Source organism: Alphaproteobacteria bacterium GM7ARS4 (assembly GCA_014332745.1).
Classification (GTDB): domain Bacteria; phylum Pseudomonadota; class Alphaproteobacteria; order GM7ARS4; family GM7ARS4; genus GM7ARS4.
Genome location: JACONL010000002.1, coordinates 139241 through 163001 on the forward strand (window position 1 = coordinate 139241; position 23761 = coordinate 163001).

General features: G+C 52.2%; 27 protein-coding genes. 9 read left to right on the top strand and 18 right to left on the bottom strand.

The window, feature by feature from the left end; all coding sequences use genetic code 11:
- Nucleotides 1-11 precede the first annotated feature (11 nt).
- From hrcA to GDA54_03375, 5 genes are all read left to right on the top strand, one after another.
- The gene (gene hrcA / locus GDA54_03355; protein ID MBC6497342.1) at nucleotides 12-1151 is read left to right on the top strand and encodes a heat-inducible transcription repressor HrcA; all 1140 of its coding nucleotides are present in this window, start codon (nucleotides 12-14) and stop codon (nucleotides 1149-1151) included.
- A 10-nt stretch (nucleotides 1152-1161) separates the two neighbouring features.
- Nucleotides 1162-1821, top strand: coding sequence for a nucleotide exchange factor GrpE (locus GDA54_03360; GenBank protein MBC6497343.1), 660 nt, complete (start codon nucleotides 1162-1164; stop codon nucleotides 1819-1821).
- A 116-nt stretch (nucleotides 1822-1937) separates the two neighbouring features.
- Nucleotides 1938-3887, top strand: coding sequence for a molecular chaperone DnaK (dnaK, locus tag GDA54_03365; GenBank protein ID MBC6497344.1), 1950 nt, complete (start codon nucleotides 1938-1940; stop codon nucleotides 3885-3887).
- Nucleotides 3888-3908: 21 nt separating this feature from the next.
- On the top strand, nucleotides 3909-4988 hold the full coding sequence (gene dnaJ, locus GDA54_03370; protein ID MBC6497345.1) for a molecular chaperone DnaJ: 1080 nt from the start codon (nucleotides 3909-3911) through the stop codon (nucleotides 4986-4988).
- The gene (locus GDA54_03375) at nucleotides 4946-5962 is read left to right on the top strand and encodes a 4-hydroxy-tetrahydrodipicolinate reductase (GenBank protein ID MBC6497346.1); all 1017 of its coding nucleotides are present in this window, start codon (nucleotides 4946-4948) and stop codon (nucleotides 5960-5962) included. Before dnaJ ends, GDA54_03375 begins: the two co-directional genes overlap by 43 nt.
- A 20-nt stretch (nucleotides 5963-5982) precedes the next feature.
- Here the strand turns inward: GDA54_03375 and GDA54_03380 are convergent, their stop codons facing one another.
- From GDA54_03380 to GDA54_03440, 13 genes are all read right to left on the bottom strand, one after another.
- Entirely contained in the window at nucleotides 5983-6564 is a 582-nt protein-coding gene (locus GDA54_03380; protein MBC6497347.1) for a hypothetical protein, read from the bottom strand.
- A 51-nt stretch (nucleotides 6565-6615) separates the two neighbouring features.
- On the bottom strand, nucleotides 6616-7098 hold the full coding sequence (locus GDA54_03385) for a hypothetical protein (GenBank protein MBC6497348.1): 483 nt from the start codon (nucleotides 7096-7098) through the stop codon (nucleotides 6616-6618).
- Nucleotides 7099-7145: 47 nt separating this feature from the next.
- Nucleotides 7146-7370, bottom strand: a complete 225-nt coding sequence (locus GDA54_03390) for a F0F1 ATP synthase subunit C (protein ID MBC6497349.1) — start codon at nucleotides 7368-7370, stop codon at nucleotides 7146-7148.
- Nucleotides 7371-7415: 45 nt separating this feature from the next.
- Entirely contained in the window at nucleotides 7416-8144 is a 729-nt protein-coding gene (locus GDA54_03395) for a F0F1 ATP synthase subunit A (GenBank protein ID MBC6497350.1), read from the bottom strand.
- A gap of 43 nt (nucleotides 8145-8187) precedes the next feature.
- A complete protein-coding gene (locus tag GDA54_03400) occupies nucleotides 8188-8310 on the bottom strand; it encodes a YHYH domain-containing protein (GenBank protein MBC6497351.1) in 123 nt (40 codons plus the stop codon).
- Between the two features lie 215 nt (nucleotides 8311-8525).
- Complete coding sequence (locus tag GDA54_03405; GenBank protein ID MBC6497352.1) at nucleotides 8526-8798, bottom strand: AtpZ/AtpI family protein; 273 nt, start codon at nucleotides 8796-8798, stop codon at nucleotides 8526-8528.
- Nucleotides 8799-8841: 43 nt separating this feature from the next.
- The gene (locus GDA54_03410) at nucleotides 8842-12210 is read right to left on the bottom strand and encodes an AAA family ATPase (GenBank protein MBC6497353.1); all 3369 of its coding nucleotides are present in this window, start codon (nucleotides 12208-12210) and stop codon (nucleotides 8842-8844) included.
- 36 nt (nucleotides 12211-12246) lie between these two features.
- Nucleotides 12247-12933, bottom strand: coding sequence for a DsbA family protein (locus tag GDA54_03415; protein ID MBC6497354.1), 687 nt, complete (start codon nucleotides 12931-12933; stop codon nucleotides 12247-12249).
- Nucleotides 12934-13048: 115 nt separating this feature from the next.
- Nucleotides 13049-13567, bottom strand: a complete 519-nt coding sequence (locus GDA54_03420; protein MBC6497355.1) for a hypothetical protein — start codon at nucleotides 13565-13567, stop codon at nucleotides 13049-13051.
- A 61-nt stretch (nucleotides 13568-13628) separates the two neighbouring features.
- Nucleotides 13629-14120, bottom strand: a complete 492-nt coding sequence (locus tag GDA54_03425) for a periplasmic heavy metal sensor (protein MBC6497356.1) — start codon at nucleotides 14118-14120, stop codon at nucleotides 13629-13631.
- A 3-nt stretch (nucleotides 14121-14123) separates the two neighbouring features.
- Entirely contained in the window at nucleotides 14124-14594 is a 471-nt protein-coding gene (locus tag GDA54_03430) for a hypothetical protein (protein MBC6497357.1), read from the bottom strand.
- Nucleotides 14591-15271, bottom strand: coding sequence for an RNA polymerase sigma factor (locus tag GDA54_03435; protein ID MBC6497358.1), 681 nt, complete (start codon nucleotides 15269-15271; stop codon nucleotides 14591-14593). Before GDA54_03435 ends, GDA54_03430 begins: the two co-directional genes overlap by 4 nt.
- 83 nt (nucleotides 15272-15354) lie before the next feature.
- Entirely contained in the window at nucleotides 15355-15945 is a 591-nt protein-coding gene (locus tag GDA54_03440; GenBank protein MBC6497359.1) for a DUF721 domain-containing protein, read from the bottom strand.
- A gap of 10 nt (nucleotides 15946-15955) precedes the next feature.
- Here GDA54_03440 and GDA54_03445 point away from each other — a divergent pair, with 10 nt between their 5' ends.
- From GDA54_03445 to GDA54_03460, 4 genes are read left to right on the top strand one after another with little or no spacing between them, the layout of a single operon-like run.
- Complete coding sequence (locus tag GDA54_03445; GenBank protein ID MBC6497360.1) at nucleotides 15956-17107, top strand: A/G-specific adenine glycosylase; 1152 nt, start codon at nucleotides 15956-15958, stop codon at nucleotides 17105-17107.
- A complete protein-coding gene (locus GDA54_03450) occupies nucleotides 17076-17411 on the top strand; it encodes a hypothetical protein (protein ID MBC6497361.1) in 336 nt (111 codons plus the stop codon). Before GDA54_03445 ends, GDA54_03450 begins: the two co-directional genes overlap by 32 nt.
- A gap of 25 nt (nucleotides 17412-17436) precedes the next feature.
- A complete protein-coding gene (locus GDA54_03455) occupies nucleotides 17437-18111 on the top strand; it encodes a response regulator transcription factor (GenBank protein ID MBC6497362.1) in 675 nt (224 codons plus the stop codon).
- Nucleotides 18089-19480 (top strand): HAMP domain-containing histidine kinase, encoded by a 1392-nt coding sequence (locus GDA54_03460; protein ID MBC6497363.1) that lies wholly within the window; start codon nucleotides 18089-18091, stop codon nucleotides 19478-19480. The genes GDA54_03455 and GDA54_03460 overlap by 23 nt, the downstream gene beginning before the upstream one ends.
- Here the strand turns inward: GDA54_03460 and GDA54_03465 are convergent.
- The 5 genes from GDA54_03465 to GDA54_03485 form a co-directional block, all read right to left on the bottom strand.
- Nucleotides 19475-20077: a ribonuclease HII gene (locus tag GDA54_03465; protein MBC6497364.1), complete on the bottom strand. Its 603-nt coding sequence runs from the start codon at nucleotides 20075-20077 to the stop codon at nucleotides 19475-19477. The genes GDA54_03460 and GDA54_03465 overlap by 6 nt on opposite strands.
- Nucleotides 20078-20095: 18 nt before the next feature.
- On the bottom strand, nucleotides 20096-21301 hold the full coding sequence (locus GDA54_03470) for a cation:proton antiporter (protein ID MBC6497365.1): 1206 nt from the start codon (nucleotides 21299-21301) through the stop codon (nucleotides 20096-20098).
- 73 nt (nucleotides 21302-21374) lie between these two features.
- Nucleotides 21375-21860 carry a molybdenum cofactor biosynthesis protein gene (locus GDA54_03475; GenBank protein ID MBC6497366.1) on the bottom strand — a complete coding sequence of 162 codons (486 nt, stop codon included), beginning with the start codon at nucleotides 21858-21860 and terminating at the stop codon, nucleotides 21375-21377.
- 351 nt (nucleotides 21861-22211) lie between these two features.
- Complete coding sequence (gene fae, locus GDA54_03480; GenBank protein ID MBC6497367.1) at nucleotides 22212-22718, bottom strand: formaldehyde-activating enzyme; 507 nt, start codon at nucleotides 22716-22718, stop codon at nucleotides 22212-22214.
- Between the two features lie 159 nt (nucleotides 22719-22877).
- The gene (locus GDA54_03485; GenBank protein ID MBC6497368.1) at nucleotides 22878-23738 is read right to left on the bottom strand and encodes a triphosphoribosyl-dephospho-CoA synthase; all 861 of its coding nucleotides are present in this window, start codon (nucleotides 23736-23738) and stop codon (nucleotides 22878-22880) included.
- Nucleotides 23739-23761 lie beyond the last annotated feature (23 nt).

Sequence of the window (23761 nt, forward strand, 5' to 3'; positions counted from 1 at the left end):
GGGGAACTATCGTGTCAGTAGAGGAAAGACATAGGTCGACATCCGTTGTCAACAGCGCATTTGTTTCTCGTCATATGGCGGGTGAGAGGATTTTACAGCGGATGGATAGTCGTGCGCGTGATATTTTCCGTATTGTTGTTGATTATTTTTTAGAGACAAACAGTCCTGTGGGGTCGGATATGGTTGTCTCTCGTCTTGAGGGGCGTCTATCATCGGCGACGGTGCGTCATGTCATGTCTGCTTTACAGGCGGAGGGTTTATTTTATTCTCCCCATTGTTCGTCGGGGCGTCTTCCGACAGATTTAGGTTTGCGTCTTTTTGTCGAGGGGATTTTGGAGGTGAAGCCCTTAGATCGAGCCATTGTTTCTCACATTGAGAGGACGCTCGAGAAGGAGGCGGATAAGAAGCGCATCGATGGTGTGTTGGAGGATGCTGGCGATGTCGTGTCTGCCTTGTCCCATAGTGCGGCGCTGGTGATGGTGCCAAAGCAAGATGTGACGATAAAGCACATCGAGTTTGTCCCATTGCAAGACGACAGAGTCTTGGTCGTTGTCGTTGCCCATGATGATACGGTGGAGAACAGGCTTATTCGCGTGCCGTCTGGCTATAGGCGTTCGTCTCTTATCGAGGCTGGTAACTATTTGAATGCGCGTCTTTGTGGCTATACCCTCCATGAGGGTTTAAAGAAAATAGAGCGTGAGATTAAGGAACAGCGGAGTCAGTTGCATGCCCTTGCTCAGCATGTCATCACATTGGGCTTTGCCACGTGGTCTGGTGACGGGAGTAACCGCCTTATCATACGTGGGCAGGCGGCGTTGATTGATGACATTCATGTGACATCGGATATAGAGAAGATAAGGCATCTGATCAGTGCTTTGGAGTCTGGCGAGAATTTTCGCACTCTTCTTCGTTTGGCGGCGCATGAGGATGGCGTAAAAATCTTCATCGGTGCGCATCACCCCTTATTTAATCATGCGGGCTGTTCGTTGGTGGTATCACCTATTCACAGCACAGAGGAGGAGTCTATCGTTGGCGCTGTGGGGATCGTTGGTCCTTCGCGTATGAATTATGGGCGTATGATTGGTATTGTGGAATACACGGCACAATTTGTGAGTCAACTTATCGATAAACGGTTACGTAAGAGCTTATAGGAGACACATCATGACACAAGGAAAACAAGAAGAGCGAGGCGAAGAGTCTCAGCAAGGGCTTGGGACAGAGGGCGCGCAGGCACAAGACAATGGTGTGACGCCAGAGGAGAGGGAGTCTATAGCGGCTGACGGCCATGGTGATGGGGAAGGGGTTGACGAGGCATCATCTGAGGGGGATGGTGAGGAGACTCTCGAGTCTCTCAGGGAAGAACGGGAGAAACTCAAGGATAAGTTGTTGCGCGCCATTTCTGATGGTGAAAATGAACGTAGGCGTTTCGAGAAAGACCTTGCTGAGAAGTTGAAATACGCGCACACAGCATTTGCGCGCGATGTGTTGACGTTAGCGGATGGTTTCACAGCGGCCTTAGAGCAAGGACGCAAGACAGACATGCGTGTGGGTGAGAATTTCAGCACATGGTTTAAGGGGTTAGAGACGATTTCCCGTGATTTGGAGCAAACATTGCGCGCTTCTGGCATTGAGGTTGTCCATGCTGAGGTGGGCAAGCCTTTCGACTATCGTTGGCATGAGGCGGTATCGCAGACGGCGGAAGGTGATGGCGAAGAGGGCAGTGTCGTTCGTCAGTTGCGCTGTGGCTATAGGATTTATGATAGGCTTTTGCGTCCGGCGATGGTTGTCGTGAAAGAGAAAGGGACGCCTGAGGGACAATGAGTGAGGGACAATGAGCAAAGAGGTTGATTTTTTTTCGTCTTTTCCTATGTTATCGGTATCATAGATGGGGCGTATCATAAACAGCTGATAAGCATGGAAGAAGGAGCAGGATAGAGATGGCAAAAGCGATAGGTATTGATTTAGGGACGACAAATTCCTGTGTAGCGGTTATGGAGGGGCGTGAGGCGCGCGTGCTTGAGAATTCGGAAGGGGGAAGGACGACACCCTCTATGGTAGCGAGGACGAAGGATGACGAGTTGTTGGTTGGGCAGGCAGCGAAACGTCAAGCCGTCACCAATCCTGAGAATACCCTTTTTGCCATCAAACGTCTCATTGGGCGTCGTGCCGATGACAGGGTCGTGTCGAAGGATAAGGACATGGTGCCTTATAAAATTGTCAAAGGCGATAATGGGGATGCGTGGGTCGAATTTGGCGGCAAGAAGGAATCGCCCAGTCAGGTGAGTGCGACCATATTACGCAAGTTGAAGGAAGATGCCGAGGACAGGCTGGGGACGAAGGTGACACAAGCTGTCATCACCGTGCCAGCTTACTTTAATGACGCTCAGCGTCAGGCGACAAAGGATGCTGGCAAGATAGCGGGCTTAGATGTTTTGCGTATCATCAACGAGCCGACGGCGGCGGCTCTTGCCTATGGGTTAGACAAGAAGAATGCGTCTAAAATTGCGGTTTATGATTTAGGGGGTGGTACGTTTGACATCTCTATTTTAGAGATAGGCGATGGCGTTGTTGAGGTGAAGTCGACCAATGGCGACACATTTCTAGGTGGCGAGGATTTTGATAAGAAGATTATCGATTATCTCATAAGCGAATTTAAGAAGGATACAGGCATTAATTTGCAAGGCGATAAGTTGGCGTTACAGCGCTTAAAGGAAGCGGCGGAGAAGGCAAAGATAGAGCTCTCGTCTCAGCAACAGACGGAGATTAATCTTCCCTTTGTCACGGCTGATGCCAGTGGTCCTAAGCATCTCAATGTGCGCATGAGCCGTGCCACATTGGAGTCGTTGGTTGAGGAGTTGGTCGAGAGGACGATGGCGCCTTGCAAGGCGGCGTTATCTGATGCGAATCTTAAAGCGAGTGATATTAACGAGGTTATTTTGGTTGGTGGCATGACGCGCATGCCAAAGATTTTTTCTAAGGTGAAGGAATTTTTTGGGCGCGAGCCTCATCGCGGCGTCAATCCCGACGAGGTGGTGGCGATGGGGGCGGCGATTCAGGCGGGTGTCTTACAGGGGGATGTGAAGGATGTTCTTCTTCTCGATGTGACGCCGCTTTCTCTGGGCATTGAGACGTTGGGCGGTGTGTTTACGCGCTTGATTGAGCGTAACAGCACCATTCCCACGCGCAAGAGTCAGGTTTTCTCTACCGCTGAGGATAGTCAATCGGCCGTGACCATTCGTGTGTTTCAGGGGGAGCGCGAAATGGCGCAAGACAATAAGCTCTTAGGCCAGTTTGACCTTATTGGCATTCCGGCGGCGCCTCGTGGCGTGCCACAGATTGAGGTGACATTCGATATTGATGCCAATGGCATTTTTAGCGTGTCAGCGAAGGATAAGGCGACGGAGAAAGAGCAGAAGATGCGTATTCAGCCGTCTGGAGGACTATCCCAAGAGGATATTGAGCGTATGGTGCGCGAAGGGGAGCAATATGCGGAGCAAGATAAGAAGAAACGCGAAGAAGTCGAGACAGCGAATCAGGCTGATGCCTTGATCCACTCTACAGAGAAGACACTTAAGGAGGTTGAGGATGATGTGGATGACGATACGAAAGCTGCTGTTGAGAAAGCCATTGACGCCTTGCGTTATGTGCGTAAGGAGGGGAAGGCGTCGGAGCTCAAGGAAAAGATGGAGGCATTAGCGCAAGAGGCGATGCGTTTGGGCGAGTATGTCTATAAGAAAGCGCAAGAGAAGGGTGATGCGCAAGGGGGAGAAGAGGGCATGGAGAGTCGTTCCCCAGAGTCAGATGTCCTTGAGGGCAACTATGAGGACGTGACATCGTCTCAGAAAGAGGGGGATGATAAGAAAGGGAAAGAGAAAGAGCAGAGCTAAGATCGTGGCAGGTGATGGGTTATGAGTAAAGACTATTACGAGACGTTGGGGGTTGGGCGGGGTGATTCCGATGATGCTATACGTAAGGCGTATCGTTCCCTTGCCATGCGCTATCATCCCGACCGCAACCCTAACGACAAAAAGGCGGAAGAGAAATTCAAGGAGATTAACGAGGCCTACGAAGTGCTCAGCGATGAAGAGAAGAGAGCGCACTATGACCGTTATGGGGCAGTCCGTGGCGGTGGTGGCTTTAATGGCGAATTTGATATTGCCAATGGCTTTGCTGGCATTTTTGAGGAGATGTTCGGTGAGGATATGGGGTTTGGTTCTCCTATGGGGCGGCAGGCGCGTCGGGCGAGAGGGCGCGATGTCGAGAGGGGGGAGGATTTACGCTATAATATGACGATGACTCTCGAGGAGTCTTTCCATGGGCTGGAGCGTCAGATTCGCATGAATGTGCCAGCCCAATGTGATGCGTGTGGTGGCTCTGGCGCTGAGGGCAATGCATTTTCTATGTGTCCTACGTGCAATGGGACTGGCGTTTTGCGTATGCAGCAAGGTTTTTTTAGCGTTCAGAAGACGTGTCACCGTTGTCATGGCACGGGAAAAATCCGTAAGAAGATCTGTCCTGTATGTCATGGCAGTGGCCGAGTCATCAAGGAGCGTATCCTGAATGTCATGATTCCTCCCGGCGTTGATAATGGCAACCGTATTCGCCTTCAGGGGAAGGGAGCGAGTGGTTTGCATGGCGGTGGGCATGGCGACCTCTATATTTTCATTAAGGTGCAAAAAGATTCGCATTTTGAGCGCCATGGCAATCATCTCTCCATGAAATTGGGGTTATCGGTGGATGAGGCCGCATTAGGCTGTGAGAAAGAAGTGAGAGGCATTGATGGTAAGAAAATCCCCGTGCGCGTTCCATCGGGGACACAACCGGGGCAGAAATTCACCTTACGCGGTGAGGGTATGACAAAACTCTCTAGCAAGGGACAGCGGGGTGATTTAATCTTGGAAGCCATGATAGAGATTCCAACAAATCTCAACGACGAACAGAGGGAGTGGTTTCGGCGTTTGGGTGGCTTATCGGATTCGAAGACATAGTCTGTGGTGTAGAGTCTTCGATGCATGCGCGCTACAGAGAACGGCACGACCCTCTACGAATAGGGGTGACGGGGGCGTGTGGTTACATGGGAAGCACGCTGGTACGAGAAGTCTTGGCATGGGAAGCGATGGCGGGGGAAGCGAGAGGGGACACAAAAGGAGGGGACGAGGGTGAGAGAAGGGGGGGCGTGTGCTTGTCGGCAGTCCTAGAGAGGGAGGGACATCCGTTGGAGGGACGTGATATTGGGGCGTGGGTTGGCGTTGGTGAATGCGGTGTTTGTGTCGGTGATGACATTGCCTCTTTTGTCGATAGGGTCGATGCGGTGATGGATTTTTCGTCACCAGACCATAGTGTTGTGCTGTGTGAGCATATCATGAGGAGAGGGGGTATTCATATCATGGGGACGACGGGGTTTACTGAGAAGGATGATCGCTCGATAAACGCCCTTATGTCTCGTCATAAGAAACAGGGTGGTGTCATTGTTCGCGCTGCTAACATGAGTGTGGGTGTGAATCTGTTAGGCATGTTGACGCAACAAGCGTCATCCATTCTAGGCACAGATTTTGACATAGAAATTTTTGACATTCACCATAGGCGCAAGGTGGATGCTCCATCAGGCAGTGCGTGGTTTTTAGCACAAGCGGCGGCGAAAGGGCGCAAGAAGGAGACATTGAAGAAAAAGCAGGACGTGTTAGCGTTTCGTTGGGGTCGTGGCCCATCGAGGGACGAGGGTAAGATAGGGTTTGCGTCTTTGCGTGGTGGTGATATGACGGGGACGCATACCGTCTATATGTTGGGTGATGGTGAGACGCTGGAGCTCACGCACCGCGCCCAAGACCGCACCATTTATGCAAAAGGCGCTATGCGCGCTGTGTTATGGGCAAGGACACAGGATGCGGGGCTCTACACAATGGCGGACGTCTTGCGGGATATGTGGCTATCACAAGGAGAGGGACATGAGGGGAAGGGATGAGAGGAAGGGCGAGCATTGACCTAGTGCTTTGATCGTTTGTGGTCTGTCCATCGCTGTTTTTTGAGTTGGGACAAGGCGTTTGTGAGGCTTGTCTGATGATGTTGGGGGCTGAGCTTTGTTGCGAGAATAAGACGTGTGGCGTGGAGAGCCGTATGGACGCTATGAGAGCGCACGGCATTGAGCGCATTCTGTTCCAGCGTGTGTCTACGGGCTTGGGCTAATTTTTTTTGTTGTGCGATGAGCATGTCTGTCTGTGCCTGTGCCTCTTGTCGGTATTGTTGCGCCTTTTCTTGGGCGTCCTGTAGGGTTTTGTTTGTTTGTTGGACTGCTTTCTCGTATTTGTCTGTGATGTCATCGAGGGCGGTTCTTGCTTCATAGGCAAGTTGCACGGCTTCATGAATATCTTGGGCGATTTTTTCGCTGTAGTTGTTGAGGATATTGGTGAAGGCTTTCTTGAGGGGACGAAAGGCGATGATGACAAAAATGACAAAGGCGACGGTTGTCCATGTGGATGGATTTTGGAGATATGCCTCTATCTCTTGCGCGCTCTGTGGTGCGTGGGGGATAGCGTGTAGGAGAGGCATAAGAAGCGTGTCGAGCATGGTCTTGTCTGTTGTTGGGGGATATGTTCTGTCTTCGTCTTATCTTGTGCGTTATTGATGGAGCTTCTCTAATGTTTCCTGTGCTTCCTGTTCGGTGATAGAGATGTGGGCTGTCTTGTCAAGGAGTGAGACGACAATCTGTGCCATGTCTTTTTGTAATTGGGCGTGTGCTTCTTTTTGTGTTGTGCGAAGTTGTTTTTCTGTGCGTTCCATATCGCTGTGCAATTGCGCTTTGAGGGCATCGAGTTTTTCTTGGCGTAAGGCGAGCATGTCTTCCTTTTCTTTTTGGAGGATTTTTTGCGTTTTATCCTGTGTTTCTTGGATAAGTGCGTGATATGCCTCTTGTTTTTTTGTGGCTTCGCTATGCCACATCCTTGCCTGGTTGAGGTGATGTTCGATATGTTCTTGTCGCTTCTGCATGATGGCTTCGACCTGTGGCATCAGGTAGCGGCGCGTGAAAACATAGAGGGCGGACGCCACAAGGAAGAGCCATAGGATTTGACTGGGGTAAAATGTTGCGTCAAGTTGGGGCATGGGTTACCACCTCTTCCGTTGGGCGTCCGTCTTTTCTGTTTTCGCGCTTATCCGTAGAGGATAAGGAAAGCGATAAGGAGAGCATAAAGGGCGACGGCTTCCACGAGTGCGAAGCCGAGGAGGGCGCGCGGGAAAGCCGAGTCGGCGGATGCGGGATTGCGTGCGATGGCATCGACGAGGGCGGCAAAAATATGCCCAATACCCGCCCCGACACCACCCAAGCCAACGACGGCAAGGCCTGCTCCGATGAGTTTTGCTGCTTCAATATCCATAATCAAGCTCCTGTCATAAGGGGTTAGTGTGATAGATGTCTTCGCCTAGTGGAGATTCAAGGCATCGCCCAGATAGAGGCAAGACAAGACGGCAAACACATAGGCTTGTAGAAACGCCACAAGCAATTCGAAGGCCGTTAATGCCACATCGAGTGCCAAGGGGACGATACCACCGATGCCAAGGACAAAGACAAAACTGGCAAAGACCTTAAGCATAATATGTCCCGCCATCATATTGGCAAAGAGACGCAAAGACAAGCTCACGGGACGCGAGAGATAAGAAATCATCTCGATCACAACCATGAGAGGAAGCATGAGCTTAGGCACACCAGAAGGGACGAAGAGCAATAAAAAGCGCCATCCATGCGTGACAATACCGAGCAAGGTCACGAAGAGGAACACAAAAATGGCGAGAGCAAAGGTGACGATGATATGGCTTGTGAATGTGAAACTGCCGGGGATGAGGCCTAGCAAATTGCCAAACAGGATAAAAGTGAAGAGGGTAAAGATGAGGGGGAAATAGGGAAGCGCCTTATCACCAGCATTGTCTCGAAGCATGGAGGCAATGAATCCATACATTTGCTCCATGAGGGATTGCCCTCCCTGTGGAACGAGGGCTGGCCGACGCATAGCAAGGAAGGCGATGAGCATGACGAGGGCGGCGCTGGCCAGCATAGCGGCGGCAGAATTGGTGAGGGAGAGGGGAAAGCCACCCACCTCGATAGAGGGGCTCAAGGGGGTGATGGTAAATTGCTGTAACGGATTGGATGCCATGACACGATGTTTTAGACAACAATGTTGGTGATGGGTGACGACATCAGTGGCAATGATAGACGCAACCACCATATCGGCGGTCACAATGACAATTCGATGCGTTTGTCCCTCCGCTATGGGCGATGGGCATAGTGTCTGCCACCGCCTCCACGCTCTCATGGTGCATGCTGTTGTGAGGCATAGGCGTCACAAGAAAATAAAAGACAAGGGTGATCATGTATGGGGTCCATGTGTTCTTTTGTGGGCGTTTCTTTGCGGGGTTTCCTTGTGGGTTTTCTTGATAGGATGTCCTTATAGATTTTTTTGCGCTTGCTCCACCCTGCTACTCTATGTTTTTTTATGGGCGCGTGTCAACCATATCATGGTGGTATTTCTTAGGCGCTATGGCTTGTGTCGTGAGAGGGTGCGCCAGAGGCTGAGGAAGCCCGCGGCGCTCCCAAGGAAAAAGAAGAGAATAAGAAAGAGGGGTTTCATGTCGAGCCATGTGTCTAGCTGGATACCGATAAAGACGCTGACAATGAGGGGGGCGAGCATATCGCTGGCACAGCGCCATAGGGATGCCTGTCCTTTGGGTGGTGGTGAGGCCTGTTGATGGTGCTTGTGTTGTGCCTTGATGATGGCGTTGTCGAGGTCGTGGAGGCTTCGTTTTGTCATGCGCGCTCTTTGTTGTATGGGGTTGGTTGTGAGGTGGGTGAGGTCATGCCTGTTCCATAAGGGCTTCGGCTTTGTTGAGGTTTACGTGGACGCATTGTGAGACGCCCGGTTCTGCCATCGTGATTCCGTAGAGATGTTCCATAGCGCGCATGGTGATGATATTGTGCGTGATGACGATGAAGCGTGTTTTGAATTCTTTATTGATGTTGCGTAAAAAAGCGCAGAGTTTTTCTGTATTATGGTCGTCGAGGGCGGCATCGACTTCGTCAAGGATACAGATGGGAGGAGGTTTCACGAGGAAAAAGGCGAATATCAAGGCGAGGGCGGCGAATGTTTTTTCGCCTCCCGAGAGGAGGCTGATACGTTGGAGTTTTTTGCCGGGGGGTGTGACAAAAATATCAACGCCAGATTCGAGCAGGTCTTGATGGTCTGTGAGCTTCATAGATGCTGTTCCCCCCCCGAAGAGTTGGCGAAAGATTTTTTTAAAATGGGTATTGCTCTCTGTGAAGGCTTTGCGTAGTCGTTGTCGGCTTTCGTTGTTGATACGGGTGATGGCGTTGTGCAGTTTGGCGATGGCGTGAGTCATATCGTTATATTCTTGTTCGATATGTGTCCGTTCCTTTTCGATGGCGATGAGTTGCTCTTCGGCAAGGAGATTCACGTTGCCTAAGGACTCCCTTTGTTTTTTGAGACGTTCTAGCGTTTCTAGTTGGCGGGCGCTGTCCTTGTCGGATGGTGGTCGCATATCATGGGAAGAGTGATGCATAAGGGTTTCGGCTTCTATGCCGTATGTGATGGTGAATTCCCGTTCTTTTCTTTTCTTGTGTTCGAGGGCTGTCGTGAGGTCTTGCTGTGTTGTTGTCTGTTGACGTTGGACGGCTTTGAGCGTTGTATCGATGTCTCTTTGTCGGCGTTCTATCGTCTGGCATTCTGCCTGCATGTCTAGCAGGAGAGGCTTGATGGCGAGACTCTTTTTTTCCCATTGATACCATGCGACGTCCAGTGTCTTTTTCTGTTTGGCGAAGTGAGCGGGCATTCCTCTATGCTCTATGGCGTGTTTTTGTGATTCGTCCCACCTTTTTTTCACAATCCTTTGGTGTTCCATGACCTTTTTTTTGCGCTGTTCCCATGCATCGATATTGTTATGGTGCTCTTGTTTTTGCTGTGTGTAGAGGCGGGCGTTGTGTTCTTGATTCTGTAGGCGATGTTTTTTTTCGAGATACGCTTGTTCTAGTGTTTCGAGGGGCGTTTTGTTGATGATGGCGGATGCCTGCTCGATGGCGGCATCGATGAGAGGGCGTTCTTTGGCGATGGCCGTTTGTTCTTGTTGTGCTTGTCGTTTTTGTTGTTCTTGTGCTTCATGGTCTCTTTGTGCTTGCTGACAAAGGAGGGTTTTTTCTTGGTCGTCAGCATAGGCGCGCTCTAATGTGGCGCGCGCTTGGTGATGGTGTGCTTGGGCGTCTTCTTGTTGTTTTTGTGCGTCTTTTATCTTGTGGGCGAGTGTTTTCTGTTGGCGGTAGAGTTGTTCGAGTTCCTGTGTTTGGCGTTTGGACCATGATGTGGAGGGGTGAGCGGGGTCTTTTTTGGCATAGCCATCCCATCGCCAGAGACTCCCTTCTTTGGTAACGAGGCGTTGTCCGGGCTTGAGGCTCTGATGGAGGGTGTGGATATGTGGATTATTTTCTTCGACGACGCCGGTATAGAGGAGGCGTCTGTGTGTGTAGGGCGGGCTCTTCGTCACATAGTGATAGAGGCTCTTGATGCCGGGGGGGAGTGGGGGAGGCGTATCTTGATTGTCCCATGTATGCCAGTGGCATGGGTGCGTGCTATCGCTGGAGGCATCGAGGCTATGGTCATCAAACGCCGCGTCGAGGGCCTGTTCATACCCTTGCTGTACGGCGATGGCATGGGATTGCTTATGGGGCTGAGCATGGGGTTGCCTGTTTTTGGATAGATTGGCGCTGTGCCATTGTTCGAGGACGCTTATTTTGTCAGCGATACGTGTGCGTTCGCTGCTGAGGGCATGGGCATGGGCGTTGGTTTTTTGGGCATGCTGTTCGGCTTGCGTCAGGGCATGCTTCGAGGCGTTGAGGTGTCTTTCGCTGGCGTCTCGTTCCTGCATGGCGCGGGCATAGCGCTGTTTCCTATCATCTATGGTTGCTGTTTTTTCATGGGTTGCGAGGTCGTGTGAGAGTGTTTGTGCTTTTTTTATGAGGGCGTTCTTTTTTTCCTCCATATGGGCGAGCGTTTTTTGTGCCTCGAGGAGTGCGCGCCTTTCAGCATGGAGGCGCCGTTCCAGTTCTGTGAGGGCGTGGGTCTCTTGTGTGTTGTGTGATGGTGCGGGATGTTCGCGTTGCCAGAGGCGATAGGCGTTTTGTTTCTCCGTGAGCACTGCTTGTATGTCTTCTAACTCCTGTTGGGTGTGTGTATATTCTTGCTCGCTCTCCTTGAGGTGTTTTTCAATGATATGCTGTTGTTGGGCGTGATATTTTTCTTGTGCGGTATGCTCATGGCGTTGGCGTTCTAGCTGTTGTTTTTCTGTTTGTATGTCCTGTTGGACTTTTTGGTAATGGTCTCTTTTTGGTGCGATGGCATCATAACGTTTCTGTAGGTCTTTTTTTTCTTTTTCGAGCTGTTGGCGTGTCTCATTGTGTGCGCCCATGCGTTGGTGATGTTGTGCCCAGTGATAGTGCGCTCTCTGCCATTGCTGATAGAGATAGAGTCGTTCGGCTTCCCGTAAGGTATCCATGAGCGTTCGGTAGCGTTTTGTGTGTTTTGCTTGCCTTTGGATGTCGTGATGGCGTGTTTTCAGCTGCTGTAATGTTTCTTGGATATGTTGGAGATTTTTTTCGCTTGCTTGGAGGCGTTGTTCAGCTTCTGTGCGTCTTATGTTGAGTCCGCCAATGCCAGCGGCTTCTTCTAACATGGTCCGTCTTGCTTGAGGTGTATTTTGTATCAATTGGACAATGTCGCCTTGTCCTATCATCATGGAGGAGCGCGCATGGGTGGCGGAGTCGGCAAAGAGGAGTCGCACATCGCGGGCGCGCACGATGTCGTTGTGACATCGCCATGTGGAGCCTTTCGAGCGTTCTATGGAGCGTGTGATATGGATTGTCTTTTGTTTGATAGGGAAGGTTGTGTGCTGGGTATCAACATGGCTGAGGGATAGGGTGACTTCGGCGATATTGCGAGGGGGGCGCTGTTGTGTGCCAGCGAAGATGACATCGTCCATATCGCCGCCACGGATATATCTGGGGGCGGTTTCGCCCATGACCCAGCGGATAGCGTCGACGATATTGCTCTTACCGCACCCATTGGGACCGACAATGGCTGTGAGTTCGGGGTGAAACGTTAGAGTGCAAGGCTCATAGAAGGACTTAAAGCCGACAATCTCTAATCTATCGAATTCCACAATGGGTGTTGTATCTTGAAAGGGCTTTTTGTCGCCTTAGCGTCCTTGGCTCTTTTTCCATGCTTCTTCGAGGGCAATCCCTAAGTCCGACACGGTGACGGGGCCTTCATATTTTGTGTCGTTGCCGTTGACACGAATGATCAGTGTGGGTGTGGCGTTGATTCTATAGGCTTTTTCGCCATCTTTTCGTTCTTGGAGGATGGCGTCTTCTAAGCCTTTATTGCCAACACAGCGTTGAAAGTCGTCCCCGTTGATACCGCCCACATTGGCGATCCGCACGAGAGCGACCAACGGATCTTCGGCCCGTGTCCATATGGGCTGTTGTTGGTAGAGCACCTTGAGGAAGTGAAAGAACCGCTCGTTACCGCTACAACGTGCGAGCATAGAGGCGCGCACAGCATAGAGGTCGAGAGGAAAATCACGATAAATGAGTTTGACCTTTTTCGTCTCTATGAATCTCTGTTGGATGGAGGGGAGGACATTATTATGGAAATTCCCACAATGCCCGCATGTCAGAGACGCGTATTCTATAAGGGTGACAGGCGCACTTGGGTCCCCCAAGACTTTCTCTGTCATCGCCTCTAGCGTGTCAGCGATGGTCGCATGGGCTTCCTGTAAGCTGATGACAACAGCATGGGATGTCTTGTCGATGGGTGCGCGTTCGACGTGAAAAGCAACCATGAACACAGCAACGGCTAAAGGGTAAGTGCATAGGCGTTTCATCAATTATCCTCCAAAAATGCGTTAACGTAAGACTCCATAAGGACATGGGGAACACACAGAGACCATAAGCTTTTTTATCGTGTCATGCAAGTCACGAAGCATGGCAGGGATATTTTTACTGAGGGAGAGAGGGGGCGGGCATGAAAGGGAGAGGGTCTTTGAGGAGTTCTGTGAGGAAGGCATGGCGTTCGTCATCTGGCAAGGTGAGGACAAGGGTTTCGAGGGCGTCGTAGGCGTGGTCTATCCTGTCCGTGAGACTATCTCGCCATTGGCGGTAGGTATGGCGTAAGGCTTGTTGGTCGATGGTTTTGGCGGTGAGGAGAGAGCGCATCGTTTCTATCATGTGTGGCGCGATGGTGGCGTTGTATGTGTGCATGCTTCCTCTTATGGTGCGGAGCGTGTCATGGAGTTGTGCTTGGGATTGTGTGCTGAGGCGCGTTTGCGCGTCTTGGAATCGCCTATGCATGCGGTACATGACGAGGAGAGGCGATTGTGCGTTGTCGAAGGCATCGCCAATTTTGTCCGTCATCGCCTCGAGCGCTTGGTCGAGAACGGCATGGGCTGGTGCGCTCTCAGCATGGGCTATGGCGAGGCACGCAACGGAAAAGAGCAGATAAGAGGAGAAGCGTCGCATGGGGAAGGGTATGGGGCGCACCCCTTATGATGATGTTGTCAGTTTCAGTGGTGGCTGTCCATCATGGGTTTGGCGCTTTCGCATGTCCATGTCTGTGGCGGTGGCGTCTCAATGGCAGTGGCTCTTTGAGGAGGGTGGCAAAGAAGGCTTGCCGTTCATCATCCTCCATATCGGCAATGATGTTCTCCATGAGAGCATAGGAGTCGTCCATGTGGCGTGTCATGGCGTCGCGCCATTGTTGGTAGCGTTGCTGGAGTGCCTGTTTGTCCATCGTGTCTTCCGTCAGGATAGAGCGCATATCTCTGAGCGCTTCACGCATGGCGCTTCGATATCCGTGCATCATGGCGCGCAAGGACGTAGCACTTTGTTCCATCTGTTCTTGGGATGTAGCGCTGAGGTGGTCTTGTGCCTCGTGGAATCGTGCGTGCATGCGGTAGCCCCCATGCTTGAACATGATGGTGATAGCGACACCAACGAAGATACCATTGAGGAGTATGGAGACGAAGGCGATACGCCCTAGATTCGTTGAGAGAAGTTGTCTCAGTTTTTGCATGGGTTATTCCTCCAGTGCGAGATTGATAGGGAAGATATTCTCTGTCAGCTGTTCATCCTCGAAGAGGAGAGCCTCAGCAACAGAGGATGTGGGTCCTGTCACCCCGTCCGCCATGCCGATGACGATGCCGACAAGCAGGGCAGCGGCGAGGGGGAGCGTATGGGCTGGTGTGCGGTGGCGGTGAGAGGTTGGTCGTGCGTGGCTTATGTCTTGAGGCGTTTGGTGTCTCTGTGTGGCGAGCCAATCAGACGGATAGGGGTGTGTCGTCTCATGGTCGTGTTGTGCTATGGCTTGGCAGAGGGTGTCGATGGTCGTATGTTCTTGTATCATGCGGTCTATATCATGGCGCTGTGAGCGGATGATACGGTATGCTTTTTGGGCGGGACCCAGCGGCCAGCGCTGTTGTTGCGTGCCATAGCGGTCGAAGAACGCCTCTAGCCAGAGAATATCTTTGTCTTGCGTGTGTCGGCTCATGGTGTGTGTGCTGTTGAGCTGATGGCGGTGTTTTTGCGCATGATGGCGCGCAGGTTTTTACGCCCTCTGGCGGCGAGGGACATCAAGGCGTCATCCGTTTTCCCCATGATCTGTGCGGCTTGCTTGTGGCTATAGCCTTGAATATAGACGAGGTCGATGGCGGCGCTCTGTAAAGGTGGCAATTCTTCCATGCATCGTTGGAGGAAGAGCCTGTCGTCATGGCGTTCCATGCTGTGAGGCTCTTGGCGGGGCGGATAGGGCGCGTCCTGTGAGTCGTTGTCATGGTGCTCGTCGTTCCATGGGGTGAGGCGGGCATGGCGGCGGTGGTCATCCATCGCCAATCGATAAGCAGTCCTGTAGAGCCATGGGCGGATGAGGCCTATGCCTTGCCATGAGGGCGCATGACGCAAGAGGCGTAGGAAACTCTCTTGGACAATATCGTGGCTACTCTCTTTATCGGCGACATGGCGGTGGATAAAGGCGTGAAGAGGGCGGCCATACTGGCGGATGATCTTGTCTAACGCATCTTTTTTGCCTCTGGCGACAGCGCCCATGAGGGTTTGGTCGCGGGCAATATCTGTCTTGTCCTTTGTCGTTTCAGCAATCAATTGGAGGGATTGTGCCGTCGGTGATGATGGAGGCGACTCTTGAGGGACGGAACAGGGACAATGGGACATAAGACAATGAGGATAGCGGGTGTGCGATGTGTCTTCTATAAAACGTTTGAGGAGGCTCTTTTCTGTCTCACCACGTCCATGATTTAGGGCGTTTTATGTGACCATGCGTAGAGGGCATCGAGGGCATCGCGCAAGCTATGATCGCGTATATGGTCTGTGCTGGGCGGGCGTGTCCTGTTTTTTGGCGTCAACGTGGCATGAGGCTGTTCTGTTGTGTCTTTTTGTTTTTTCTGCCTATGGTCTGTGAGACGTGATTCCACGAACGATGTTCCTTCGCCTTTCGTTTTGTGTGTGAATTGTTGGATACGTGTCGGTGTCATATGAATATCATCGATATGTTGGTATCCGCCGCCATAGGCGTTTATCCATTGGAGGATATGTTGGCGTTCATAGTAGTATTGCGTTGCCATCATGGGCGTGACGAGGAGTTTGAGGATTGTTTTTTTTCTATGTCGATGGACGTAGATACGTTCTGGCATGGTATGTTGGGCGATGGTGTGTCCGACGATATGGGGCCATTGGCTACGTAGCGTGGCGAGCAGGGCGTGAAATTTTTTATCCAATGGCGTCGTCAATTGTCGGGAGACGATACCGAGGGCGAGCAACCCCCGCGCCATATGTTTCTGTTGGGGGCGTATGCGCGCGCGGGTTTTATGGTAGGAAGGGACAGGCATGAGGTGTGACATGGAGGAGATAAACCCTGCGAGGCGCGGCGAGACGCTATGGCGTGTTCTTTTAGGGTGGTATCACCATCATGGGCGTATTTTACCGTGGCGTCAATGGCAAAAGGACTCCGACAAAGCCTATAAGATATGGGTGAGTGAGGTCATGCTTCAGCAGACGACCGTTCCTGTGGTGATTCCTTATTATCGTCAATTTTTGCGTCAATTCCCGACATTGGCATCATTGGCATCGGCGTCGCGTGACAGGGTCTTAGTGGCATGGCAGGGGTTGGGCTATTATCGGCGTGCGCACCATATGCATGAGGCGGCGCGGATGGTTATGCGTGAGCATGGCGGTCGTTTTCCCCGCAACGAACGTGCCTTGATGTCTCTTCCGGGCATAGGGGCGTATACGGCGTCGGCTCTATGCGTGTTTGCCTTTGGCATGCGTTCTATGCCTTTGGATGGTAACATCATACGTGTGATGGCGCGCCTGTATTGTTTTGGCGAACCGCTTCCTTTGTCGGCACAAGGTTGCAACCGATTGAGGGCGCATGCTGACGCCTGTATGCCTCCTGTAGGCACTCGTGATGCAGGGGCGCATGCCTATGGCGAGATGGTTCATGCCTTGATGGATTTCGCGTCGACGGTCTGTAAGGCGGCAGCGCCTCTTTGTGATGTGTGCGTTTTGCGTCCGTTCTGTCGCGCCTATCAGGGGGGGTGTGTATCGTCTTATCCTGTGCGTGTGAAGAAGAAACGCCGTCCATGTCGCCATGCCATCTTTTTTTGGGTGCAGAACAGGCGAGGCGACTATCTTGTCTATAAGAGGGCTCAGAGGGGCTTGTTGGCGGGCTTGTTAGAATGTCCGTCGACGCCGTGGCAGACGGGGGCGTGGGACGATGATTCTTGGCGGGCGCATGTTCCCTGTGATGGGGCGTGGTCTCTCTGTGCGGAGTCGTTTATCCATGTGTTTACGCACTTCACGCTTTATGGACGGCTGGCCTATTGCCGTAGGATGATGAGAGAGGGGGAGCTATCGATGGCTGTTGGGGCGGCGCCATGGCGTTGGATTGCGTCTGGCGACGAGGCATGCTATGCTTTTTCCACTCTGATGCGTAAAATTAAAGCCCATAAGGAGCGCTATGGTCCAGCGATTGACATGTTTTCTCCGTGACATGGTGGCGTTGCTCGTCTTGTCGTCTGTCTTGTGTGTATCGGTGGTGCGCGCTGAGGCCATAAGTCATGATAAGGCGTTGCAGGCTGTTCGTTCGGGTGAGATTTTGCCCCTTCAATTGATTCTTTCCCGTGTTTTGGGGCGTGGGACGAGTGCGGGGCATATTGTGGATATACGCCTGATAGACAGGGAAGCGGGTTTGCATGGATGGGTGTATGACATAACATTTTATACGGAAGAGGGGAGAGTCGTTCGCTGGCGTGTCGATGCGAAGACGGCGTCTGTTTTGGACAAAGAAGAGTGAGAGGATTGATAGGAGGAGAGAGCTTGTGCGTATTTTACTGGTCGAGGATGACAAGAATGTGTTGCGCCAATTGTCCGCATGTTTGAAGGAGCATGGGTATGTTGTGGATGTGGCTGAGGACGGAGAGGAGGGGTATTTTTTAGGCGAGACTGAGCCGTATGATGCTGTCATTTTGGATTTAGGCTTACCCCAGATGGATGGTTTATCGGTGTTGCGTCGTTGGCGTCTCGAGAAGAGGACGATGCCTGTTCTTATTTTGACGGCGCGTGGCGATTGGAGCGAGAAGGTGGCGGGGTTTGATGCGGGATGTGATGATTATGTGGCGAAACCTTTTCAGATGGAGGAGTTGCTGGCGCGTTTGCGCGCCCTTATACGTAGGGCGAGCGGCCATGCGTCTCCTGATTTGACATGTGGGTCGTTGCGTTTGGACTCTCGCATGGGGCGTATTTTTCTAGAGGATAAGATGTTATCCCTGACGGCGCATGAGTATAAAATCCTCTCTTACTTTATGCACCATAAGGGGAAGGTTATATCGAGGAGCGAGCTTATCGACCATATTTACGACCAGAATTTTGACCTTGATTCGAACACCATAGAGGTTTTTATCGGCCGTTTACGCAAGAAGTTAGGACGCCGCTATATCAAGACGGAGCGTGGTTTGGGCTATTGTTTGAGCGATGATGGGGCGCGGCGGGGGTAGGGGCTCTGTTTTATCGTTGCATGCGCGTCTGTTATTGGCGGCGAGTGTGATGGTGAGCGTTGCCTTATGCGGTGGCGGGCTCATTTTGGCGGCAATTTTCCGCGATGTGTCGGTGCGTTCTTTTGACGAGCATTTAGATGTGCTTGCGAATAGCCTTATAAAAAATGTGCGTCTTCGTAGCGATGGGACATTGGATGTGGTGGCGGGCATTGGTGACCCGCGCTTTGATTTACCGCGTTCGGGGTGGTATTGGCAGATAGAGACGGGCTTTGGTCCTTTTTTGCGTTCTGTGTCTTTGTGGGACGAGACGTTGGATTTTCATCCCACTGGGGTGCGTGATACCCATGCCATGCCTCTGACGATGGGCGGTGAGCGTCTTTACAAAGGGCAGAGGGTGCGTTTTGTCGTGCGTCAGTTGTTTTTTCCGGGGTTAGGACGTCCCGTATGGATGATGGTGACAGGAGAGACCAGTCGCATGGAGGCATCGATTAGGCGCTTCAATGTCATTCTTTTTATTAGTCTTGTGATGTTTGGTGTGTCGTTGGTGGCGGCGATTTTTGTGCAAATAAGGTATGGCTTGCGTCCTCTCAGTCGCCTTACGCGTCAATTGGGAGAGGTGCGTGAGGGGAGGCGCGAGGATTTAGGCGATGGGCATTTCCCTCGTGAAGTGTCTCCTCTTGTGCGTCAGATCAATGGTTTGATACGTCATAATGTGCGCCTTGTGGAGCAATCGCGTCTTCACATAGGCAATCTTGCCCATGCGTTGCGCACGCCCCTATCGGTTTTGATGAATGAAGTGCGCATGAAGCCAGACGCTGTCTCCTTTGAGACGTTGCAAGAGCAATTGGATGTGATGAAAGGCTATGTAGACCACCATCTTGCCCGTGCGCGTTCCAGTGCGATGGCGGGTGTGCCACGTGGGCAAGTGAATATCATGTCGGTGTTGGCGTCTTTACGGCATGTCTTATCTCAATTATATCGTGATAAGACTCTCCATGTAGAGAGCGAGGCGCTAGAAGGCGTGAGGTGTGTAGGCGACAAGCATGACATTGAGGAAATGATAGGCAACCTTATGGACAATGCCTGTAAATGGGCGTCTCAGCGTGTGTGGGTGCATTGTCAGTACATGTCTGGCGCGAAGACGGCATGCCTCATGTTTGATGATGATGGGGATGGCTTACCGTTATCGGTGAGGGAGCGTGTTTTTCAGCGAGGTTTGCGTTTGGACGAGATGACGCCGGGGACAGGGTTAGGGTTATCTATTGTTCGTGACAAGGTGCGTCTCTATGGTGGTCATATTGCGCTAGAAGATTCGCCTTATGGTGGTTTGCGTGTCCTGTTGACGTTGCCTGTGGTTGTCACGTCATAGATAGGCGGGGACAGAGCGGACATGGCGAAAGGTGGGTCGGTGATGTGCTGTTCTTCCGTAGTGTTTGAGGGCGTATTGATGATGTGGTGTGGGGTAGCCGGCATTTTTGTGCCATGCATAGGCGGGGTAGCGTTGGGCGAGTTTTTCCATGATGGTGTCTCTGGCGACTTTAGCGATGATGGATGCGGCGGCGATGGTCATATCCTTTGCGTCTCCTTGTGGGATGGTGCGCATGGGGCTTGGGATGGGTGGTGCGTGTATGCCGTCTATGAGGAGGATGGTTGGTTTATGTGGTGCGTGATGCCATGCGCGGCCCATGGCGAGGAGCGATGCCTGTAGGATATTGCGTTGCGTGATGTCTCTGACGCTGGCAGCGCCTAATGTGAAGGAGATATGGCGCGTTAACGTGCGGGCGATGTCTTGGCGTTGGGGCTTTGTCAATTGTTTGCTGTCTCTTATGCGCGAGGCTATGTCGGGGTCGAGGGTGCGCGGGTTAAAGACGGCCATTGCGGCGAAGACGGGGCCTGCCAGTGCGCCGCGTCCTACCTCGTCTATCCCGCCAATGAGGTGATGGTGTGTGGAGGCTCTGTGTGGCATGGTGTCATCGCCTGTTTTCTATGGGTCGCGATGTTTGCGTGATGTGAGGAGAATGTTGCGTAGGCGGTCAGCTTCGAGGAACAGGCGCATGCCATAGCGTCCGCATGTGAGCCAGAGCGGTGTGATGGCGAGTGAGAGCGCTGCTGTTGTGATAATGAGGGATGCTTGTTCGTCTGTGATGAGTTGTCCTGCTTGGGCGGCTTTGCTGATAAGGAAGGAGAATTCGCCAATTTGCGCGAGAAGAAAGCCAGCGACGAGCGCATGGTGCCAAGGTTCGCCGACGACACGTAAGAGAAAAATGTTGAGCAATGTTTTCAGCATGACGACGACAAAGAGGGCAAGGGCGACGGTGCGCCAGTGGCGGACGATATAGTCGATATCGATGAGCAATCCTATAGAGAGGAAAAACATCATCATGAGGAGGGTTTCTATGGGCATCAATTCATTGAGGACATGCTTTCGTTCATCGCTATGGGCGACGATAATCCCCATGAGAAAGGCGCCATAGGCGGGAGAGAAGCCGACAATCCCTGAGAGGGCAGCGCTTCCAAAGCACAGGGCGGCCGCGCGCAAGACGACCAGTTCGCGATTTTTCGATGTGGCATGGGCGAGGGGTAGGCGAATATGCCCTTTTCGATTGAGGATAAAGAGGATAACGGCCATCAAGGCCATAGCGAGCAAGACGCGAGCGACATCATAGATGCTGATGTCGGTTGCCGACAGCATATTGACGATGAGCATCATAGGGATAAACATGAGGTCTTGTGCGACAAGGATACCCACAATAATTTGTCCCACAGGCGATGCGGTGATACGCATGGTCGTGAGCATTTTGACGACGACGGCTGTGCTCGACAGGGTGATGACGAAGCCAAACACGATAGCTGTGGCGAGGGGCACATGAAACAAGAAGGAAATAAGGGATGTGATGGCGATACTGAGGAGGGCTTGTAGGGTTGCTACCGACAAGGCTGGTTTCCAGACTCTGTGGAAACGTGTTGTGGGGATTTCGACGCCAATGAGGAAGAGGAGCATCAAGACTCCCAATTCGGCTAGGACTTCGATTTGCTCTCTATCTTCGACCAGTCCCAGCACCGATGGGCCGAGTAAGAGTCCAGCGAGGATAAAGCCAAGAATAGGCGGTTGTCGCAACCGTCCGACGCCTAACGCTGCGGCCAGCGAGAACAAGATGATGATAGCAAAATCGATGAGCTCGTGATTCATTGAGTCATGGAGTCGTCATGCATGATGGCGAGGCGAGGATTGGAGCGTCCTATGGCGTCTTGTCATCTCTGTATCACAGACGATGATGGATGTCTGCGAGGTTGCAAGGCTTTGTTTTTGGGTCGAGTTGGTAGGCTAACAGCATATCCCATGCGTCACGACATGCGCTGGGCGACCCCGGCAGAGCAAAAATATATGTTCCTTGACAGACGCCGGCGAGACATCGTGATTGTATGGTGGATGTCTTAATTTTTTCATAGCTGAGCATGCGGAACATCTCACCAAAGCCCTCTATTTCTTTGTCGAGAATGGAGCGTACGGCTTCTGGCGTCACATCGCGCGCTGTCAATCCTGTTCCTCCCGTCGTCATGATGGCGTCAACATTGTCATCATTGCACCATAGGCGTAGGATATCGATAATGGCCTGTCGTTCATCTTGGACGATGGCGCGGTGAATGATGTTATGCTGATGTTTTTTGGCGCGGCTATAGAGCGTGTCGCCAGAGACATCATTTTTTGCATGGCGCGAGTCGGATATGGTGAGGATGGCAAGCCGCATCGTTTTTCACTCCTTTCTCACGCTTGTGGGGGCCATCTTTTGTCCGTCTTGGGGAGAGGGGCGCATATCTTGGCGACACCCCTCTCCCATGCGCTTCCCCCGCCAGCTCCCCCTGAGCCCTTTCTGTGGGCTCTTCCTGTGAGCTCTTCCTGTGAGCTCTCCCCGTGCGCTCTTTTATGGTCTCCCTTGTTGACGTCTCCCTTTCTCGCTTATGGGCGACATCATCTGCTCCCCATGCCACCCAGCCTCCATAGACCCAGCCTCCATAGACCCAGCCTCCATAGACCATGTCCCCCATGAGGTTCTATCATGAGGTTTTATCGGTGTTGTGGGGAACAGACGATGCGTTCCTTAAGCGCCAAAGGGGTGAGAGACGCTTCCCCTCTGTGACAAGACGTCATCCACCTTAGGTTCACCACTGACGGCGCGCTTGAGCGCTTCTTTTGTTGCCTCGTAGTTGAACTGCTGGATTTTCTTGTCATCATCGGCTTCCCAATGGATGAACACGCCAACGCTGATGAAGAGGTCTTCGGCTTCCCCTTTAGGGATTGTTCCGTCCTCGACACAATCCATGACGGCTTTCGCCACGGCCACTTGAGCGGGTCCGAACATCTGGACAGCTTGTTTAGCGCCCTTGATCGTGACTTTGTTGAACATCACCGTTGCTGGTTTTGTCATCAAATTGGGCGCGACGACTGCCAACAACCCATTGACGCCCTCCTTTTGGTCTGTGAGGGCTTGTGCGAAGATAGTCTCCGCAGGGGTTCCCCGTGGCCCGATAATAAGGTCGATATGTGCGACCTCATTTCCGTCACCGACGAGGGACTCACCCACCATCATTTTATTGATTTTCGCCATGAAACAACCTCCAAATTGGTTTATTGTGGGATAAAGGCGCACCAGTGACAACGATATCTCTATCCTGTTGCGCGCCTTTACGCGTATCCCTCCTTACACACCCTCGCTTTAGAGCCTAGCATGGAGGAGAGGCATGATGCAAGATAAAATTGGTGTCTTTTAGCGTCCATGCATGTGTTCGATGAAAAAGAGCATCAAACTGGCGACAAGCATATCGGCTGTTGTTCCGGGATTGATATGGCGTTGTTTTAGTGCGTGGTCCCATGCGAGGAGTCGTTGATAAAAGGCTGGTGTGTGGGCGGCGTCTGTGAGCAGGCGTGCGGCGCGCTCTTGGATGGTCTGTGCCATCAGCGTGCCATGTTGTCTTGCTATGTGGCTATCTTGGATGCTGGCGAGGAGGGTGAGATGGAGCATGGCGATGGTATGGCGTGTTATATGGGGCTGTGTGCTGTGGCAGCGGTGTGCTTGGAGAAAGGGGATGGCGATGTCATAGACATCTTGGAAGCATGAGTCATATTGATAGGCGATACGATCGCGGTCTTTGCTGAGATGCATGGCATGGGCGAGGGTGATGGATGGGTTGATGGCAATATCGTGGGTGGCGACATGGCCCATACCGCTGGGCGCCATCAGGCGTATGGCGCGATAGGCTTGTTGTGCGTCGTCTATGGTGAGATGTGAGAGGGTGTGTCTGAGGGCATCACGCAAGGTGGGGGAGCATTGTCGTCTGTGGGTGGCTGAGGCGATACAGGCACAGAGCAAGATGATGCCGAGATTGCTATTGGTGCGGACAGCGTTGTGGGTGGCTATACAGCTCTCCATGATACGTGCGCCCACCGTCATCGATGGGCGCGCCATGATGGGGGCGCATGCGTAGGCGCTTTGGACGAATGTGCTGATGGCGAGTCCGTGTCCTTCCTTGTAGAGATGGACATTTCCTACTTTCAAGGCTTCCAATTCGCTCAATGTTGCCCAGAGGAAGGCGTGCTGTATTTGGTAGGGGTCTATGGCGCGAGACATTGTGGTTTTTTTGGCGGTATGTG

What these genes read in the sequence shown, in the direction of transcription:
- GDA54_03465 (MBC6497364.1), bottom strand. Translation starts at nt 20,077, where the DNA reads ATGCCACACAGAGCCTCCACACACCATCACCTCATTGGCGGGATAGAC.
- GDA54_03485 (MBC6497368.1), bottom strand. Translation starts at nt 23,738, where the DNA reads ATGTCTCGCGCCATAGACCCCTACCAAATACAGCACGCCTTCCTCTGG.
- GDA54_03395 (MBC6497350.1), bottom strand. Translation starts at nt 8,144, where the DNA reads ATGGCATCCAATCCGTTACAGCAATTTACCATCACCCCCTTGAGCCCC.
- GDA54_03380 (MBC6497347.1), bottom strand. Translation starts at nt 6,564, where the DNA reads ATGCTCGACACGCTTCTTATGCCTCTCCTACACGCTATCCCCCACGCA.
- dnaJ (MBC6497345.1), top strand. Translation starts at nt 3,909, where the DNA reads ATGAGTAAAGACTATTACGAGACGTTGGGGGTTGGGCGGGGTGATTCC.
- GDA54_03450 (MBC6497361.1), top strand. Translation starts at nt 17,076, where the DNA reads ATGGTCCAGCGATTGACATGTTTTCTCCGTGACATGGTGGCGTTGCTC.
- GDA54_03360 (MBC6497343.1), top strand. Translation starts at nt 1,162, where the DNA reads ATGACACAAGGAAAACAAGAAGAGCGAGGCGAAGAGTCTCAGCAAGGG.
- GDA54_03460 (MBC6497363.1), top strand. Translation starts at nt 18,089, where the DNA reads ATGATGGGGCGCGGCGGGGGTAGGGGCTCTGTTTTATCGTTGCATGCG.
- GDA54_03400 (MBC6497351.1), bottom strand. Translation starts at nt 8,310, where the DNA reads ATGCACCATGAGAGCGTGGAGGCGGTGGCAGACACTATGCCCATCGCC.
- GDA54_03390 (MBC6497349.1), bottom strand. Translation starts at nt 7,370, where the DNA reads ATGGATATTGAAGCAGCAAAACTCATCGGAGCAGGCCTTGCCGTCGTT.
- GDA54_03470 (MBC6497365.1), bottom strand. Translation starts at nt 21,301, where the DNA reads ATGAATCACGAGCTCATCGATTTTGCTATCATCATCTTGTTCTCGCTG.
- GDA54_03420 (MBC6497355.1), bottom strand. Translation starts at nt 13,567, where the DNA reads ATGCGACGCTTCTCCTCTTATCTGCTCTTTTCCGTTGCGTGCCTCGCC.
- GDA54_03415 (MBC6497354.1), bottom strand. Translation starts at nt 12,933, where the DNA reads ATGAAACGCCTATGCACTTACCCTTTAGCCGTTGCTGTGTTCATGGTT.
- GDA54_03475 (MBC6497366.1), bottom strand. Translation starts at nt 21,860, where the DNA reads ATGCGGCTTGCCATCCTCACCATATCCGACTCGCGCCATGCAAAAAAT.
- GDA54_03430 (MBC6497357.1), bottom strand. Translation starts at nt 14,594, where the DNA reads ATGAGCCGACACACGCAAGACAAAGATATTCTCTGGCTAGAGGCGTTC.
- GDA54_03405 (MBC6497352.1), bottom strand. Translation starts at nt 8,798, where the DNA reads ATGACAAAACGAAGCCTCCACGACCTCGACAACGCCATCATCAAGGCA.
- GDA54_03435 (MBC6497358.1), bottom strand. Translation starts at nt 15,271, where the DNA reads ATGTCCCATTGTCCCTGTTCCGTCCCTCAAGAGTCGCCTCCATCATCA.
- fae (MBC6497367.1), bottom strand. Translation starts at nt 22,718, where the DNA reads ATGGCGAAAATCAATAAAATGATGGTGGGTGAGTCCCTCGTCGGTGAC.
- dnaK (MBC6497344.1), top strand. Translation starts at nt 1,938, where the DNA reads ATGGCAAAAGCGATAGGTATTGATTTAGGGACGACAAATTCCTGTGTA.
- GDA54_03425 (MBC6497356.1), bottom strand. Translation starts at nt 14,120, where the DNA reads ATGCAAAAACTGAGACAACTTCTCTCAACGAATCTAGGGCGTATCGCC.
- GDA54_03385 (MBC6497348.1), bottom strand. Translation starts at nt 7,098, where the DNA reads ATGCCCCAACTTGACGCAACATTTTACCCCAGTCAAATCCTATGGCTC.
- GDA54_03445 (MBC6497360.1), top strand. Translation starts at nt 15,956, where the DNA reads ATGGAGGAGATAAACCCTGCGAGGCGCGGCGAGACGCTATGGCGTGTT.
- GDA54_03440 (MBC6497359.1), bottom strand. Translation starts at nt 15,945, where the DNA reads ATGCCTGTCCCTTCCTACCATAAAACCCGCGCGCGCATACGCCCCCAA.